17 protein-coding genes and 4 tRNA genes are annotated in these 16,775 nt (G+C 36.4%); 1 reads left to right on the top strand and 20 read right to left on the bottom strand.

All coding sequences use genetic code 11. The features are described from left to right. Positions 1–2: 2 nt before the first annotated feature. From walR to Q9306_RS11600, 16 genes are all read right to left on the bottom strand, one after another. Positions 3–710, bottom strand: coding sequence for a cell wall metabolism DNA-binding response regulator WalR (walR, locus tag Q9306_RS11675; protein ID WP_306198498.1), 708 nt, complete (start codon positions 708–710; stop codon positions 3–5). Positions 711–871: 161 nt separating this feature from the next. Continuing rightward, positions 872–944: transfer RNA gene (locus Q9306_RS11670), tRNA-Phe, on the bottom strand. Positions 945–987: 43 nt separating this feature from the next. Further along, positions 988–1,063: transfer RNA gene (locus tag Q9306_RS11665), tRNA-Asp, on the bottom strand. 22 nt (positions 1,064–1,085) lie between these two features. Next, positions 1,086–1,157 (bottom strand) — tRNA-Glu (locus Q9306_RS11660). Between the two features lie 12 nt (positions 1,158–1,169). Then, a tRNA-Lys gene (locus Q9306_RS11655) sits at positions 1,170–1,245 on the bottom strand. A gap of 163 nt (positions 1,246–1,408) precedes the next feature. Then, positions 1,409–2,698 carry an adenylosuccinate synthase gene (locus Q9306_RS11650; RefSeq protein ID WP_306198497.1) on the bottom strand — a complete coding sequence of 430 codons (1,290 nt, stop codon included), beginning with the start codon at positions 2,696–2,698 and terminating at the stop codon, positions 1,409–1,411. Positions 2,699–2,913: 215 nt separating this feature from the next. Further along, a complete protein-coding gene (gene dnaB / locus Q9306_RS11645; protein WP_098914412.1) occupies positions 2,914–4,275 on the bottom strand; it encodes a replicative DNA helicase in 1,362 nt (453 codons plus the stop codon). Positions 4,276–4,302: 27 nt separating this feature from the next. Next, entirely contained in the window at positions 4,303–4,749 is a 447-nt protein-coding gene (gene rplI / locus Q9306_RS11640) for a 50S ribosomal protein L9 (protein WP_306198496.1), read from the bottom strand. Further along, positions 4,746–6,719 (bottom strand): DHH family phosphoesterase, encoded by a 1,974-nt coding sequence (locus tag Q9306_RS11635; protein WP_306198495.1) that lies wholly within the window; start codon positions 6,717–6,719, stop codon positions 4,746–4,748. Before Q9306_RS11635 ends, rplI begins: the two co-directional genes overlap by 4 nt. Positions 6,720–7,053: 334 nt before the next feature. Further along, the gene (locus tag Q9306_RS11630; RefSeq protein WP_306198494.1) at positions 7,054–7,992 is read right to left on the bottom strand and encodes a YybS family protein; all 939 of its coding nucleotides are present in this window, start codon (positions 7,990–7,992) and stop codon (positions 7,054–7,056) included. 108 nt (positions 7,993–8,100) lie between these two features. Beyond that, a complete protein-coding gene (rpsR, locus tag Q9306_RS11625) occupies positions 8,101–8,337 on the bottom strand; it encodes a 30S ribosomal protein S18 (RefSeq protein WP_020059677.1) in 237 nt (78 codons plus the stop codon). A gap of 44 nt (positions 8,338–8,381) precedes the next feature. Then, complete coding sequence (gene ssb / locus Q9306_RS11620) at positions 8,382–8,891, bottom strand: single-stranded DNA-binding protein (protein ID WP_306198493.1); 510 nt, start codon at positions 8,889–8,891, stop codon at positions 8,382–8,384. 30 nt (positions 8,892–8,921) lie between these two features. Further along, positions 8,922–9,209, bottom strand: a complete 288-nt coding sequence (gene rpsF, locus Q9306_RS11615; protein WP_020059675.1) for a 30S ribosomal protein S6 — start codon at positions 9,207–9,209, stop codon at positions 8,922–8,924. Positions 9,210–9,401: 192 nt separating this feature from the next. After that, positions 9,402–10,502: a redox-regulated ATPase YchF gene (ychF, locus tag Q9306_RS11610; protein ID WP_306198489.1), complete on the bottom strand. Its 1,101-nt coding sequence runs from the start codon at positions 10,500–10,502 to the stop codon at positions 9,402–9,404. Between the two features lie 195 nt (positions 10,503–10,697). Beyond that, positions 10,698–10,895 carry a DUF951 domain-containing protein gene (locus Q9306_RS11605; protein ID WP_272190473.1) on the bottom strand — a complete coding sequence of 66 codons (198 nt, stop codon included), beginning with the start codon at positions 10,893–10,895 and terminating at the stop codon, positions 10,698–10,700. Between the two features lie 20 nt (positions 10,896–10,915). Continuing rightward, positions 10,916–11,797, bottom strand: a complete 882-nt coding sequence (locus Q9306_RS11600) for a mechanosensitive ion channel family protein (RefSeq protein WP_306198487.1) — start codon at positions 11,795–11,797, stop codon at positions 10,916–10,918. 411 nt (positions 11,798–12,208) lie between these two features. On the opposite strand from Q9306_RS11600, the gene yyaC reads away from it, so the two are divergent. After that, positions 12,209–12,805, top strand: coding sequence for a spore protease YyaC (yyaC, locus tag Q9306_RS11595; protein WP_306198486.1), 597 nt, complete (start codon positions 12,209–12,211; stop codon positions 12,803–12,805). Between the two features lie 21 nt (positions 12,806–12,826). Here the strand turns inward: yyaC and Q9306_RS11590 are convergent, their stop codons facing one another. From Q9306_RS11590 to rsmG, 4 genes are all read right to left on the bottom strand, one after another. Continuing rightward, on the bottom strand, positions 12,827–13,675 hold the full coding sequence (locus Q9306_RS11590) for a ParB/RepB/Spo0J family partition protein (RefSeq protein ID WP_306198485.1): 849 nt from the start codon (positions 13,673–13,675) through the stop codon (positions 12,827–12,829). After that, on the bottom strand, positions 13,668–14,429 hold the full coding sequence (gene soj, locus Q9306_RS11585; RefSeq protein ID WP_306198484.1) for a sporulation initiation inhibitor protein Soj: 762 nt from the start codon (positions 14,427–14,429) through the stop codon (positions 13,668–13,670). The genes Q9306_RS11590 and soj overlap by 8 nt, the downstream gene beginning before the upstream one ends. 378 nt (positions 14,430–14,807) lie before the next feature. Continuing rightward, positions 14,808–15,656: a nucleoid occlusion protein gene (gene noc / locus Q9306_RS11580; RefSeq protein WP_306198483.1), complete on the bottom strand. Its 849-nt coding sequence runs from the start codon at positions 15,654–15,656 to the stop codon at positions 14,808–14,810. 387 nt (positions 15,657–16,043) lie between these two features. Then, the gene (rsmG, locus tag Q9306_RS11575; protein ID WP_306198482.1) at positions 16,044–16,763 is read right to left on the bottom strand and encodes a 16S rRNA (guanine(527)-N(7))-methyltransferase RsmG; all 720 of its coding nucleotides are present in this window, start codon (positions 16,761–16,763) and stop codon (positions 16,044–16,046) included. Positions 16,764–16,775 lie beyond the last annotated feature (12 nt).

The raw sequence follows: 16,775 nt of genomic DNA, 5'->3' as shown, positions 1-16,775 counted from the left end.
TATTACTCCTGCTCTGGATCGCGTAAGTAATATCCCACACCACGTCTTGTTACAATTAAAGTCGGATGACTTGGATTATCTTCAATTTTTTCACGTAAACGACGAACTGTTACATCTACTGTACGCACATCACCAAAATAATCATAACCCCAAACGGTTTGTAATAAATGTTCACGTGTCATAACTTGTCCTAAATGCTTCGCTAAATAATGAAGTAATTCAAATTCGCGATGTGTTAACTCAATATTTTCTTCACGCTTTGTTACACTATATGCATTGGGATTAATCACAATCGGACCAATAACCATCTCTGCATTTTCTTCTTTTTCAGCCGTTCCTCCTTGTTGATGACGACGTAAATTCGCTTTTACGCGTGCTAATAACTCACGTGTACTAAACGGCTTTGTTACATAGTCATCTGCCCCCAGTTCTAATCCAAGAACTTTATCAATTTCAGAGTCTTTTGCTGTTAGCATAATAATTGGCATTTCATGGTTTTTCCGTATTTCACGACAAACTTCTAAACCATCTTTTCCCGGTAACATAATATCTAATAAAACCATATCTGGTTGTTCTTCATTTGCTTTTTCAATGGCCTCATCACCATCATGAGCCATTACAATTTCAAAACCTTCTTTTTCTAAATTAAACTTTAAAATATCTGCAATTGGTTTTTCATCATCCACGACTAGAATTTTCTTTCCCATCATTTTAGTTTCCTCCTGAACGTTTAATGCCTTCCTTACAGAAAAACCTCTAGCTTCAACTGCTAGAGGCTTCTCTTCATTCTATTTTAAAAGAACTAATCTCATTTGTAAAATTGTACAATATAAAAAGGATATTAAGCGGGCCCACTTAATATCCTTGGAAGTGGCTCGGGACGGAATCGAACCGCCGACACGAGGATTTTCAGTCCTCTGCTCTACCGACTGAGCTACCGAGCCAAAACATATATATAAAACCACTAATTGTGGTATTAAACAAAAGTGGCGGTCCCGACCGGGGTCGAACCGGCGATCTCCTGCGTGACAGGCAGGCATGTTAACCACTACACCACGGGACCAAAACTTAATATATATAAAAAATGACCCGTACGGGATTCGAACCCGTGTTACCGCCGTGAAAGGGCGGTGTCTTAACCACTTGACCAACGGGCCACGAAAATAAAATGGTGAGCCATGAAGGACTCGAACCTTCGACCCTCTGATTAAAAGTCAGATGCTCTACCAACTGAGCTAATGGCTCCTATTCACCAATGTCATGTTTTCGTGACGACAGGGTTTATAATATCATGAAATGTTTTCTTTTTGCAATACTTTTTTCAATTTTTTTTATAAAAACATGAAAAAAGAACCCATTCAACGTGGGTTCTTTTTAAATATACCGTATTCTTAAGAAAAAAACAAGATTAGATACCGTATACGTTACGAACAATATTTGTTTGGCTACGGTCTGGACCAACAGAGAACATAGCTAATGGGATACCTGTTAATTGAGACACACGTTCTACATAATGTCTTGCATTTTCAGGAAGCTCAGCTAACGTTTTTACGCCTGTAATATCTTCTGTCCAACCTGGAAGCTCTTCGTATACTGGCTCACATTTCGCTAAAATATTTAAGTTTGCTGGAACTTCATCAATAATTTCACCGTTATATTTGTATGCAATACAAATTTTCACAGTCGGAATGCCTGTTAATACGTCGATAGAGTTTAAAGATAAGTCTGTAAGACCACTAACGCGACGAGCATGTCTTACAACAACACTATCAAACCAACCTACACGGCGTGGACGACCTGTTGTTGTACCATATTCGCGACCAACTTCACGAATTTGATTACCGATTTCATCATGAAGCTCAGTTGGGAATGGACCGTCACCTACACGGCTTGTATATGCTTTACATACACCTACTACACGTTTAATTTTAGAAGGTCCTACACCAGAACCGATTGTTACACCACCAGCAACTGGGTTAGAAGATGTAACGAATGGGTACGTACCTTGATCGATATCAAGCATAACACCTTGTGCACCTTCAAATAATACGCGGCGTCCTTCATCTAATGCATCATTTAATACAACAGATGTATCACATACGTATTGTGCAATTCGTTGACCGTATTCGAAATACTCTTCGAAAATTTCTTCTGCACTGAATCCTTCTGCATCATACATTTTTTCAAATAAACGATTTTTTTCCGCTAGGGTACGCTCAAGCTTTTCTTTAAATGCCTCACGATCTAAAAGATCTGCCATACGAATACCTGTGCGAGCAGCTTTGTCCATGTATGCAGGACCGATACCTTTTTTCGTTGTACCAATTTTATTATCACCTTTACGCTCTTCTTCTAACTCGTCTTGCTTTAAGTGATAAGGTAAGATAACGTGTGCACGGTTACTAATACGTAAATTATCAGTGTTTACACCACGATCATGTAAGTATTTTAATTCCTCAAGTAAAGCTTTCGGATCTACTACCATACCGTTTCCTATAACACAAATTTTTTCTTTATAGAAAATACCGGATGGAATTAAATGTAATTTATATTTAACGCCGTTAAAAACAATTGTATGTCCTGCATTATTTCCGCCTTGATAGCGCGCAACTACTTCCGCATGTTCAGAAAGGAAATCAGTAATTTTACCTTTTCCTTCATCGCCCCACTGTGTTCCTACAACTACTACTGAAGACATTATTCAAGCACCTCCGAAATTTTCAAACGAACTTTTCAAACAATATAATTGTACCAAAATGCAAAGAGAAGTCAATTAAAAAACGAACATTTTTTTATTTTTTATCTTTTTCGTTCGTAAGAACCCCTTCTCACCTATGTAAGGCATTGTTTTTTTACAAACAAAAAAAGAAGCACATTTTATTATAAGAAATGTGCTTCTTTTTTATACTGTCACTATGCTGGCGGTGCATGCCCATCATCAAAGCGCCGTTCTAAGTTTACGAATTTGTTAAATTCCTTCACAAACGCCAATTCAACTGAACCTACTGGACCATTACGCTGCTTAGCAATAATAATTTCAATTGTATTTTTATTTTCTGTTTCTCGGTCATAGTAATCCTCACGATATAAGAATGCTACTATATCAGCATCCTGCTCAATACTTCCTGATTCACGAATATCCGACATCATCGGACGCTTATCTTGACGAGATTCTACACCACGAGACAGCTGAGATAAAGCAATAACTGGAACTTCTAGTTCACGAGCGAGCCCTTTTAGTGTACGAGAAATTTCCGATACTTCTTGCTGACGGTTTTCACCAGATTTCCCGCTACCTTGAATAAGCTGCAAATAATCAATTAGAATCATTCCAAGACCATGTTCTTGTTTTAAACGCCTGCACTTTGCTCGAATTTCACTAACACGAATACCTGGCGTATCATCAATAAAAATACCTGCATTTGAGAGACTGCCCATCGCCATCGTTAGTTTCGCCCAGTCATCTGAAGTTAAAGTTCCTGTACGAAGACGCTGTGCATCAATATTCCCTTCTGCACAAAGCATACGCATAACGAGCTGATCAGACCCCATCTCTAAACTAAAAATCGCAACGTTTTCGTCCGTCTTCGTCGCAACATTTTGAGCAATGTTTAAAGAAAATGCTGTTTTCCCTACAGATGGACGCGCCGCTACAATAATTAAATCATTGCGCTGGAAACCTGCTGTCATACGATCTAACTCGGTAAAACCGGTTGGGATCCCTGTAATTTCACCTTTTTGATTATGCAGCAACTCAATTTTATCGTAAGCCGCTACAAGAACATCTTTAATATTTTGAAAACCTTTTGTATTCGTACGCTGAGATACTTCTAATATTTTTTTCTCAGCTTCATTTAATAGACTCTCGACATCATCTTCTCGTTCATAACCATCCGACACAATATGTGTTGCTGTCCGAATAAGCCGACGCAAAATCGATTTTTCTGCGATAATACGTGCATAATATCCTACATTGGCAGCTGTCGGTACAGCTTCCGCTAGTTCAGCTAAATAAGAAACACCGCCAATTTCTTCTAACAAATTTTGATCAGCAAGCGCTGCTGTTGCGGTAACTAAATCAATGGGCTCCCCTTTATCGGAAAGATCAAGCATCATTTGATAAATTTTTTGATGCGCCGTTCGATAGAAGTCTTCTGGCATTAGCATTTCCGAAGCTGATGTTAACGCTTCTTGATCGAGAAAAATAGCTCCTAATACGGCTTGTTCAGCCTCAATATTATGCGGAGGGGTACGATCAGCAAATACGTCACTCATGCGCAAACCTCCTCTTCAATCTTTTGTTTATTGTTCAGTAACATGCACTTTTACTGTTGCTGTTACTTGTGGATGTAATTTCACAATAACGTTCGTATATCCTAATGCACGAATTGCATCATCCATTTCAAATTTACGTTTATCAAGTTTAATATTATGAACTTTTTGTAAGCCATCTACAATTTGTTTACTTGTAATAGAACCGAATAAACGGCCACCTTCACCCGATTTTGCTTTTAACTCTACTGTTAACTTTTCTAGAGTTTCTTTTAATTCCTTGCATTTTTCAAGCTCTAATTCTGCATCTTTTTCTTCTTTACGCTTTTTCGCATCTAATGTTTTCACATTTGCATTTGTCGCTTCAATCGCAAGTCCTTGTTTTAATAAAAAGTTATTCGCATAACCGTCTGGTACGTTTTTTACTTCCCCTTTTTTCCCTTTACCTTTTACGTCTTTTAAAAAGATTACTTTCATGATTGTGTTCCTCCCTCTAAATACTCATTTATAACAGATTGTAAGTTTGCTTCTGCTTCATCAATTGATATGTCTTGTATTTGTGTTGCAGCATTTGTTAAATGGCCGCCCCCGCCTAAATTTTCCATAATAAGCTGTACATTTACTTCCCCTAAAGAACGTCCACTAATCCCAATCACACTTTCACTGCGCTGTGCAATTACGAAAGAGGCAATCACTCCTGTCATTGTGAGTAATGTATCAGCTGATTGAGCAATTAATACTTGATCATAAAACCCATCACCATCTACCTTTGCAATTGCAATCCCATTTTTATAAATGTACGCATTTCGAATTGTTTTTGCAATTTGTAAATAATGGGCCATATCTTCTTTTAATAACTTTTGTACCAAAATAGTATCTGCGCCATGAGAACGAAGATAGGAAGCCGCATCAAACGTACGTGCTCCGGTACGGAATGTAAAACTCTTCGTATCCACGATAATACCTGCCAGTAAAGCCGTTGCCTCTAGCATATTCATTTTCAAACGCTTAGGCTGATATTCCAACAGCTCTGTTACAAGTTCTGCTGTAGATGATGCATATGGTTCCATATAAACAAGCAACGGATCCTCAATGAAGTCCTCACCGCGACGATGATGATCAATTACAACAACATTTTCAATCTTATCAAGTAACTTTCTTTCCATAACCATAGATGGTTTATGCGTATCTACTACAACAAGAAGCGAATCATCATTCGCAAATTCAAGGGCCTGCTGCGGTGTAATAAAGCGCGACCATAATTCCTCGTGCTGCTTAACTTCGTCCATCAAACGCTTAATCCCTTTATCAGAATCATTTTCATCTAATACAATATATCCTTCGCGCTCATTCAGCTGTGCCACTTTTAAAATCCCAATTGCAGCTCCGATTGCATCCATATCCGGTGCCCGGTGTCCCATAATGATGATATTGCTACTTTCTAACACAAGATCTTTTAAAGCGTGAGAAATCACACGCGCACGTACACGAGTACGTTTTTCTACAGGATTCGTTTTCCCGCCATAAAACTTTACTTTACCTGTCGCTTGTTTAATTGCCACTTGATCTCCACCACGACCAAGTGCTAAATCGAGACCAGATTGCGCCATAGCTCCAAGTTCTACTAGTGATAAATCACCAGAACCAACACCAATACTAAGAGTAAGAGGAATATTTCGTTTAGATGTCTCTTCACGCACTTGATCTAAAATATCAAATTTCCCTTTCTCCATTTGCGTTAAAACACTTTCATTTAACACAACAAAAAATCGTTCAGATGAAGCACGCTTCAAATAAGCTCCATGCTTCACAGCCCATTCATTTAGTAAAGATGTAACGTGGCTTGTAATATTTGTACGTAATTGATCATCTAATCCTTGTGTTACTTCATCGTAATTATCTAAATAGATAACAGCGAGTACCGTTCTTTGATCTTCATACATTTTCTCAATTTCTGTTTGTTCTGTCACATCAAAGAAATAGATTAATTTCTCTTCTTTCCTCGCAAACACACGAAACTTTCGATTGTTTAAAGATACAATATCATTAGCTGTTTCTCCTTTTGTAAATAAAAGTAGGGTTTCTGATAAATCATACAAGTGCCATCCAGCTAAAGAATGTTGTCCTAAACAAGAAGATAGATATGGATTTGCCCAGTCGATCCCATAATCCTTATTATATAGTAGAATTCCAATCGGCATTTGATTGAAAGCCTCATTACTTACCTTTTTTACCCTTGTAATCGTATCATTCGTATACTTTTCAATGCTTCTTTGAAATGCAAGTTCAAATTTAATAACGAAAAATAAGACAATACAAAAAACAACAAAAGAAATCATCCCCGTCATCCAATGAAAATAAACGAGAATAGTAATGAGTAAAAATGCTAAAAACGCCAATACATAAACAGGATATAGAAACCGCTGTTTCTTATAAAATTCAGGCATATATACAACTCCTATAAAGTGAAACTTCCATCAGAGAGTTTTTTGCATCTCTACTGATAGTTAGTTGAACTAATCGGGCACATACTAGCAGTTATCCTCGACCGATCTTCTTTGACTTCTCAAATTTTCGAAGCGGGAGTCCTACTGCCTATTCATAGCGGGATAAAATAAACCATCCATTAGTTAAATCCTTATCCTCTACCGATATTTAATTGAGTCAACTACACTTATTCCTCGCTTACAAAGGCTAATCGTTCTATTAAGCGTAGGATAAAAGCTTTGATTTCTACGGTTCGTTACAAAAGACTCATAAAAAGTACTTTGTTTCAAATACTTATTTTACCTGTACTTTCGATCGTAACGAAAAGCCTAAATCAATTATACCTAAGATTGTCATAAGAGGAAACAAAACTGGCACAAACAACCCTACAACAAAGGTTAAGATTGGAACAGCTTTCGTATATCCTTTTGCATTTGTAAAAAAAGCAAGGAACGAAAATCCTTGAAGCAACAGTAAAAAAGTAAAAATTGTTGATAAATTTAAGAACACCATTTCTACATATGATCCTGCTTCTATCTTTGTAAAAGAACCAAGCAAAATAATCACGACATACAACCAAACAACACTCTTAGGAATTTGTATATCACGAAATTTCGGCCAAGATACCGCCGTGTACTTTAATCGTTTTAAAACACGATTAGCAATTAAAATAGTAATCCAAGAAGAGAATAACGAAGCCATAGCAAGTACAGTTGGTAAAAGCACCCCAATTGTATTAACTGCTTTTTTCAATTCAGCTAGTTTCCCTTCATTTACAGATGCACCCGCCATCTTCATGAATTTTTCACTTTGTTCCATTGATTGTTTGAACATATCTTGCATCTGTTTCACAATATCTATATTAAAAAACTGCACGCTAACAATATACAGCAATACAAAACTCACAAGATATACAAGTGTCCCTACCATTAAAATTTCAATAACACTTTTTTTCTTTTTATACATGTGTCCTAATATAATTCCTGTTATTCCGAACATAAGTGTATTCGCAATACTAAGAGGCGAACTCACAATAAGTGTTACAAGAATTGCCGCTCCTAACAACATACAAGCACTACTTAACTGGTATCTGATTGAAAAAATAAGAAATGGCAACGGCAGTGCAAATATACATATAGCACCTAAAACAGGCATATACAGAGAAGCCAAAAGCAAGACAGCATATAAAGCAAGTAATACCGCTCCTTCTGTAATGAGTCGTGTGGGTTTCATTCTTCACACCCTCTTTCTATAAAGTGAAACTTAAATCACGGTTAACAAAAAGAAGAGAATAGCAAAATGCACAGTAGAGTGATACTCTACTGTGCATTTCATACGTTATTATTCACCAACATATGGTAAAAGTGCCATTTGACGAGCACGTTTAATTGCAACTGTTAATTTGCGTTGGTATTTTGCGCTAGTACCTGTTACACGACGTGGTAAAATTTTACCACGCTCAGAAACAAAGCGTTTTAATAAATCAACATCTTTATAGTCGATGCGAGTGATACCGTTAGATGTAAAGAAACACACTTTACGGCGTTTCGCACGTCCACCTTTGCGTCCTCCTGCCATGTTCATTTCCCTCCATTTCGTGTTAAAATGTTCCGTCTATACCATTAGAAAGGTAAGTCATCGTCTGAAATATCAATCGGTTGACCTACATTTGCAAATGGATCGTCATTTCTAGTAAAACCAGCATTATTGCCATTGTTACCAGATTGACCAAACGGATTTTGAGAGCCTTGGTTTCCGAATCCTGCTCCTGATGGTTGCTGATTGAATGAACCGCGTTGCTCACCACCGCTATTACGCGGTTCTAAAAATTGTACGTTCTCCGCTAGAACTTCTGTTACATATACACGTTTGCCATCTTGTCCCTCGTAATTACGAGTTTGAAGACGTCCATCTACGCCTGCTAAGCTACCTTTTTTCAAAAAGTTTGCTACGTTCTCTGCTTGTTTACGCCATATTACACAGTTAATAAAGTCAGCTTCACGCTCACCTTGCTGATTCGTAAATGCGCGATTCACAGCTAACGTGAAAGTAGCTACTGCAACACCATTGGGCGTGTAACGTAAGTCAGGGTCCTTAGTTAAACGACCAACGAGTATAACACGATTCATCAATCGAACCACTCTCCCTATATATCTTAATGATTATTCTTCGTCTTTAACAACGATGTGACGAATGATATCTTCGCTGATCTTAGCTAAACGATCGAATTCTTTAACCGCTTCTGGGTTAGAATTTACGTTTAAGATCATGTAGAAACCGTCACGTAAGTCGTTGATTTCGTAAGCTAAACGACGCTTACCCCAATCTTTTGTGTTAATGATTTCTGCACCATTGTCAGTTAAAACGCCTGCAAAACGTTCAACTAAAGCTTTTTGAGCTTCTTCTTCCATGTTTGGACGAATGATGTACATGATTTCGTACTTTTTCATTACACTTTCACCTCCTTTTGGTCTAAACGGCCCACACGGGGCAAGGAGCAATTAATTTATAGTAATTACTCACGAGTTTAGATTATATCATAGTAAGTTAGAGTAAGCAACTCACGAAAGCATAAAAAAACTTGGCAAATCCAATGAATTTGCCAAGTTAAATACTTTATTTTTTTCCTAGGAAATAAAAAATTATACATTAAAGCGGAAGTGTACGACATCTCCGTCTTTCATAATGTATTCTTTTCCTTCTAAACGTACTTTTCCAGCTTCTTTAGCAGCTGTCATAGAGCCATTTTCTACTAAGTCATCATAAGATACTGTTTCTGCACGAATAAATCCACGTTCAAAATCCGTATGAATGATTCCAGCACATTGTGGTGCTTTCATTCCCGTTTTAAATGTCCAAGCACGAACTTCTTGTACACCAGCTGTAAAATAAGTAGCTAATCCTAATAAATCATAAGCTGCGCGAATTAATTGATCGAGACCAGATTCTTCAATACCTAACTCTTCAAGGAAAACTTTTTTCTCTTGCTCATCTAATTCTGCAATCTCTGATTCAATTTTTGCACAAACCACAATGACTTGTGAATTTTCTTTTGCAGCAAACTCTTTTACAATTTGTACATATTCATTTCCGGATGGATCCATTACATCGTCTTCAGAAACGTTTGCTACATACAGCATTTCTTTTATTGTTAATAAGTGAAGACCTTTTACTACTTTCATTTGTTCTTCAGTAAATTCAACTGTACGAGCTGGTTGTCCTTCTTCAAATGCTTCTTTTAAGCGAACTAAAATTTCATGCTCAAATACAGCATCTTTATCTTTTTGTTTCGCTAATTTTGTAACGCGTTCAAGACGCTTATCAACAGATTCTAAATCCGCTAAAATAAGCTCTAAATTAATTGTTTCAATATCTGCAATTGGATCTACTTTTCCTGCCACGTGCGTAATATTCTCGTCTTCAAAACAACGAACTACTTGGCAAATTGCATCTACTTGACGAATATGAGATAAGAATTTATTTCCTAATCCTTCTCCTTTACTCGCACCTTTTACAATACCTGCGATATCTGTAAATTCAAAGACAGTTGGCACAGTTTTCTTCGGTTCTACAAGCTCAGTTAATTTATTTAAACGATGATCTGGAACTTCTACGATCCCAACGTTTGGATCTATTGTACAGAATGGGTAGTTCGCAGATTCTGCTCCTGCTTGTGTAATTGCATTAAATAGTGTTGACTTACCTACGTTCGGTAATCCAACGATACCAGCCGTTAATCCCATATAATTCACTCCTATGACTCAATCTCCCATCATTATAGATAGTAAAGAATAAAATGACAAGCTTCATCCAAATTTATCCCGCTATTCGTGGGCAGTGGGCCCCCCCACCTCAAGATTGATAGAAAAGCGAGGAAGATAGCCATTAAGCGCTAAATAAAAAAACAGCAGCAACAATGCCACTGTTTCTTACTTTATCTATTCTTCATGTTTTACAAGTACTTTCTTCACCTTACGATCAAATTCTCTTCGAGGAATTAATACCGAATGGTTACATCCCTCGCACTTAATACGGATGTCCATTCCCATACGGATAATCTTCCAACGATTTTCGCCACATGGATGAGCTTTCTTCATCTCCACTATGTCATGCAAGTTATATTGTTTTTGCTCCATTCTCTAAACTCCCCTCACTGCTAATTTACTTTTTCATTCATCAGCTCTTCACGGTTGTATAGAACCATACGCGGATATGGAATTTCAATGCCGTGTAAATCTAGACGATTTTTAATTTCTTTACGCAGCGCTCTCGCCACCGCAAAATGTTGCATCGGTTCTACTTCAGCCGTAACCCTCAGCACAACCTCTGATGCCGCCAAACTCTGTACACCTAATAATTGCGGGCGAGAAACCATTTGCTCATACCTTGTTGGTAATTCATCTAATAACTTTTCAAGAACTTGTTCTGCATGTTCAATATCGCTTTCATATGAAATAGCCACATCCACAAAGGCAACACTATTACTAACAGAGAAATTTGTTACTTCCTTAATACTTCCATTTGGAATAATGTGAATTTCTCCTGTCCATTTCTTCATTTTTGTTGTGCGTAAGCCAATTTCTTCAATAACCCCTTCAAATTGACCTAAACGTACATAGTCTCCTACTGAAAATTGATCCTCTAATAAAATAAAGAATCCAGTGATAACGTCTTTTACTAAGTTTTGTGCACCAAAACCAACCGCCAAACCAACAACCCCAGCACCAGCTAATAATCCTTTTGTATCAATTCCAAATACCCCTAAAATCGCAATTATTACAATGAAAAAGATAACATATGTTAAAATATTTTCTAACAATTTCGCTACTGTCATCGTTCGTCTTTCAGAGATTTGAATTGGTGATTTAGCCTTTATTTTGAAAGCATTACGGATAATCACTCTGCCGACTCGAATAACTATACTCGAAATAATCAAAATAAGTGTGATTTTCAGCAAACCAAGACCGATACTCTCCCATAATCCTGCATTTAATAACCAATTTGTAAAGTCTGTATATAAGTCGTGAAGTCCTTTCATCGCGACCTACCTTTCTATCTCATATTCATTATTCATTGTAACAGAATTTCTCCTATATTTTACGAAAAAAGTTCTTTCATACACTTTTATTTTCGCATTCCATGAGGTATAAAATGACACATTTTTTTATATACTAGTACTAGTACTCTACAGACTACATGGTACGCTTCATCCTTTTTATACTTTATAAATCTATATACAAGAGTGCCCTCCTCTTCTGCTCATACCATATCTTTTATAACACTCTTATCCCATAAGAAAGTGACATCTGCGCAGCAGGAATACCGAAATTACCTAACATCAAATGAAGTTTCCCCTAATCTAAAAGCAAAATAGTTCTTACCTTAAGAGAAATATGCAATATGCAAAAATCAAGTTTATAACTAAATTCTATTAAAGGATGGATGCTTCGTGAATATCGGAAGTTTTCGTTTACCTTTTTTTGAAAAAGATTCACAACAAATTATGTATCATGATGTAAATTGCAATCAAACAATTAGTAGCTTTCTACTTTCTCATCTCCCAATCGAACAAAACTCTCCACTGATTATACTGTGTATCGGAACGGATCGCTCAACTGGTGATGCATTAGGACCCCTTGTTGGCTCAAAACTGCAGGATTATAACATTCGAAATTTTCAATTATATGGAACACTAGAATCACCCGTCCACGCTTTAAACTTAGAAGAAACAATTACAGAAATACACAAATCATTTATGAATCCCTTTATTATTGCAATCGATGCTTGTCTAGGAAAATCACAAAATATTGGTTCAATTACAATTGGAAAAGGTCCTAGTAAACCTGGGGCAGCTATGAATAAAAATCTTCCCGCGATTGGTGATATGCATATTCATGGCATTGTAAATTTAAATGGATTTATGGAGTTTTTTGTACTACAAAATACAAGATTAAATCTTGTTATGAAAATGGCTTCTGGTATTGCAGAAAGTATCATTGAAACTGATAAAAAAATTGCTGTAATGAAAAAAATAAACCATCTATAACTGAAGATGGTTTATTTTTTATCATTCTCCCGCTAAAAGCTCTAAAATGCGTTGCAAATCATCCTTATTGAAAAATTGAATTTCAATTTTTCCTTTTTCTTGTTTTGTTTCTTTAATTTTCACAGATGTTCCAAATCGTTCTCGTAACACCGTTTCTTGTTCCTCAAAAAAGATATTTTTTTGTGGTGTTTGTTTCTTTGTTTCACGTGAAACATATTCATTCATCTGTTGAATAATTTGTTCCAACTGACGGACATTTAATCCTTCTTCTTTAATTCGTTGTAATAAATTATTAATTTTTGTTTTATCTTTTAATGCAAGTAGTGTTCGTCCATGTCCCATAGAAATGCTTCCATTTGCAATCATATCCTGTATGAAAGGTGGGAGAGAAAGTAAACGAATGTGATTTGCAATATGCGGTCTGCTTTTTCCAAGCCGTTTTGCTAACTGTTCTTGCGTTACCTTAAGCTCCTCCATGAGCATTTGATAAGCTAATGCTTCTTCAATAGGTGTTAAATCTTCACGTTGCAAATTCTCTAGTAGCGCAAACTCCATCATTTGTTGATCATTTAACTCTCGAACAACGGCAGGAACTGTTTTAAGTTTTGCTTCTTTTGCAGCACGAAATCTCCGTTCTCCTGCAACGATTTCATATCCTTTAATACTTTTCCGAACAATAAGAGGTTGTAAAATCCCGTGTTCTTTAATAGATAACGCTAATTCTTGAATTGCTTCATTATGAAAATATTTACGCGGCTGATATGGGTTAGGACGTAATTGATTTACTTGCAATTCTTGAATTGTTTCTCCCTCTTTCACATCTAAATCTGGAAAAAACGCATTAATTCCTCTTCCTAGTCCTTTAGCCACCTGCAATCACTTCCTTCGCTAAATCTAAATACACTTCTGCCCCCCTTGACTTAGCATCATACATCATAATTGGTTTTCCATGACTCGGTGCTTCACTTAAACGTACATTACGCGGAATAATGGATCTATATACTTTATCTCGGAAGTATTTCTTCACTTCATCAATTACTTGTAATCCTAAATTTGTACGAGCGTCCAGCATTGTTAGTAAAACACCTTGAATTGCTAAGTTTTTATTTAAATGCTTTTGCACAAGGCGAACTGTATTTAATAATTGACTTAACCCCTCTAGGGCATAATACTCACATTGAACAGGAATAATAACAGAATCTGCAGCAGTTAATGCATTAATAGTTAATAAACCTAAAGATGGGGGACAATCAATAATAATATAATCATATTCATCACGAATTGGTTGCAGCGCACGCTGCAGGCGAACTTCCCGGGAAATTGTCGGTACAAGTTCTATCTCGGCTCCTGCTAGTTGAATGGTAGCAGGGAGTACATCTAAATTTTCAGTTGCGGTCTGCTGTATAACAACACGAACATCCATGTCTTCTACAAGCACATTATACATACATTCATTTAAATCTGACTTTTCAATTCCGACTCCTGTCGTTGCATTCCCTTGTGCATCAATATCAACAAGAAGTACTTTTTTTCCTACTTGCGCCAATCCAGCTCCTAAATTTACCGATGTTGTTGTCTTCCCAACCCCACCTTTTTGATTAGCAATGGCAATGATTTTCCCCACGATGTCACCTACTTTCAACCTTTATATCTTATTCTACAAATGATTATTTTCATTTTAGCATGAAACAATCACGCTTCATTTGCTTCTGTATATTAAACTTCAAAATTTATTTACAAACTCCTTCTTAATTTTAAAAGAAAATATAGTACTTATAAAGTGAAACTTCTATCAGTGGGATGCTTTTCCCCGCTGATAGTTAGTTGAACCAATCGGGCACATGCCAGCAATTATCCCTCACCTTGCTTCTATGCACGACCAGATGCTCTCGTCCAGCTAAAAAGAGAGCGTTTTTGTTATTTTTTAATTTAGACTTATATAGTTTTTAATACGTAACAAAACAAAAAGACCCCTACCGACGGTTGAGGTCTTTCTATTTTCTTACTTCTTTTTGGGAATTTTAATTGTAATTTGATAGTATTCATCAAATTCTTCTTCTTCTGAATTCACATTTAAGCCACTATTTGCGACCATTTGTAAAGATTGACGAATGGTATTCATTGCAATACGCATATCACGGCTTACCGCTTTTTGTTTTGCTTTTCGTTTCGGTTTCGTTTCTTCTAACAATTTAGCAATTCTATCTTCTGTTTGCTTTACATTCAATTGCTTTTCAATGATTTCTTGTAAAACATTTAATTGAATCTCTTCATTTTTAAGTGGAATAAGAGCACGAGCATGACGTTCTGTAATACTCTTCTCTAATAGTGCTTGTTTAATCTCTTCGGGTAACTTTAATAGTCTCAACTTGTTCGCAATTGTAGATTGTCCTTTACCTAGTCGCTGCGCTAATGCTTCTTGTGTTAAATTATGTAATTCAATTAACTTTTGATAAGCAACAGCTTCTTCAATTGCCGTAAGTTCTTCTCGTTGCAAGTTTTCAATTAAAGCAACAGAAGCAGTCTCAGTGTCATTCAAATTTTTTATAATAGCCGGAACAGTTTCCCAACCTAATTTTGTAGCAGCCCGAAAACGTCTTTCACCAGCGATAATCTCATATTTATTCTCTTCATACCGCCTAACAACAATTGGTTGAATTAATCCATGTGTATGAATTGTAAGAGCAAGCTCTTCAATACGAGCATCATCAAAAATTGTCCGTGGCTGATAACGATTTGGAACGATATTTGCTAACGAAATTTGTTTGATTTCTTCATGGCTTTCTTCTTGTAGTGCTAATTCAGCCTCTTTATCTCCAAAGCCAAATAAACGAGAAAATGTGTTTTTCATACATATTCCACCACCTTGAATCCTATTGAATACTCTATACAAAAATGTTCCATGTGAAACATTTACGTTTTATCCCGCTATTCGCGGGCAGTAATATCCCCATCTCAACATTCTTCCATACTTTAAGCAGGCAGGTAGAGATAAAATATCCGCAAAAGCTAAATTTGTTGAACTAACGATTAATAAGAAGTACAGCCTCCCTACTAATCAAAGTTTCACTTTATTTCTTTCGCTCTAACGGGCAGTAAGCCCACGCCTCAACATTGTAAGAAATCTAAAAAGATAGGTGGTGGATAACTGCCTGTAAAAGCTCGATTCGTTCAACTAACCATCAGTGCTAATAAACTAGCTTACTGATATATAACTTAATCTTACGTCTAATAAGATTTATTTTTCAATAGGTAATTTATTCGGTGTTCCTGGTTTACGCGGATATTTCTTTGGCGTTTTTCTCTTTTTCTCAATCAATAAAATGTTACGTTCGCTTTCCTCGAATGGCAATTGAAACGTAGACATCTCTTTTAATTCACCACCAAGCGCTTGCAGAGCATACTTACCATTTTCAATTTCTTCGTTCGCAGCTGCACCTTTCATTGCAATAAATGTTCCCCCTACTTTCACAAGCGGTAAACACAATTCACTTAAGACAGAAAGGCGAGCAACGGCGCGTGCCATTACAATATCAAAAGATTCACGTACTCCTTCTTTTTGTCCAAATGTTTCAGCACGATCATGACAAAATGCTACGTCTTGTAATTCCAATTTTGTTGCTAAATGATTTAAAAACGTAATACGTTTTTGCAAGGAATCGACAATTGTAATTTTTAAATTTGGAAAACATATTTTTAATGGAATGCTAGGGAACCCTGCTCCTGCACCAACATCACAAATAGAAAACGGCTTTGAAAAATCATGATAAAAAGCAGCTGTAATAGAATCAAAAAAGTGTTTTAAATATACGTCTTCTTTCTCTGTAATTGCAGTTAAGTTCATTTTTTCATTCCATTCAACTAATGTCTCAAAATAGATTTGAAATTGTTCTAACTGCCTAGTAGAAAGAGTAATCCCTCTTTCTACTAGCATAGATTGAAATTGTTCTATATTCATCTCGCTATATCT

This window comes from Bacillus multifaciens (genome assembly GCF_030756675.1).
Classification (GTDB): domain Bacteria; phylum Bacillota; class Bacilli; order Bacillales; family Bacillaceae_G; genus Bacillus_A; species Bacillus_A multifaciens.
Note: the sequence above shows the minus strand (reverse complement) of the source record. Positions and strands in the feature narration are given on the sequence as shown.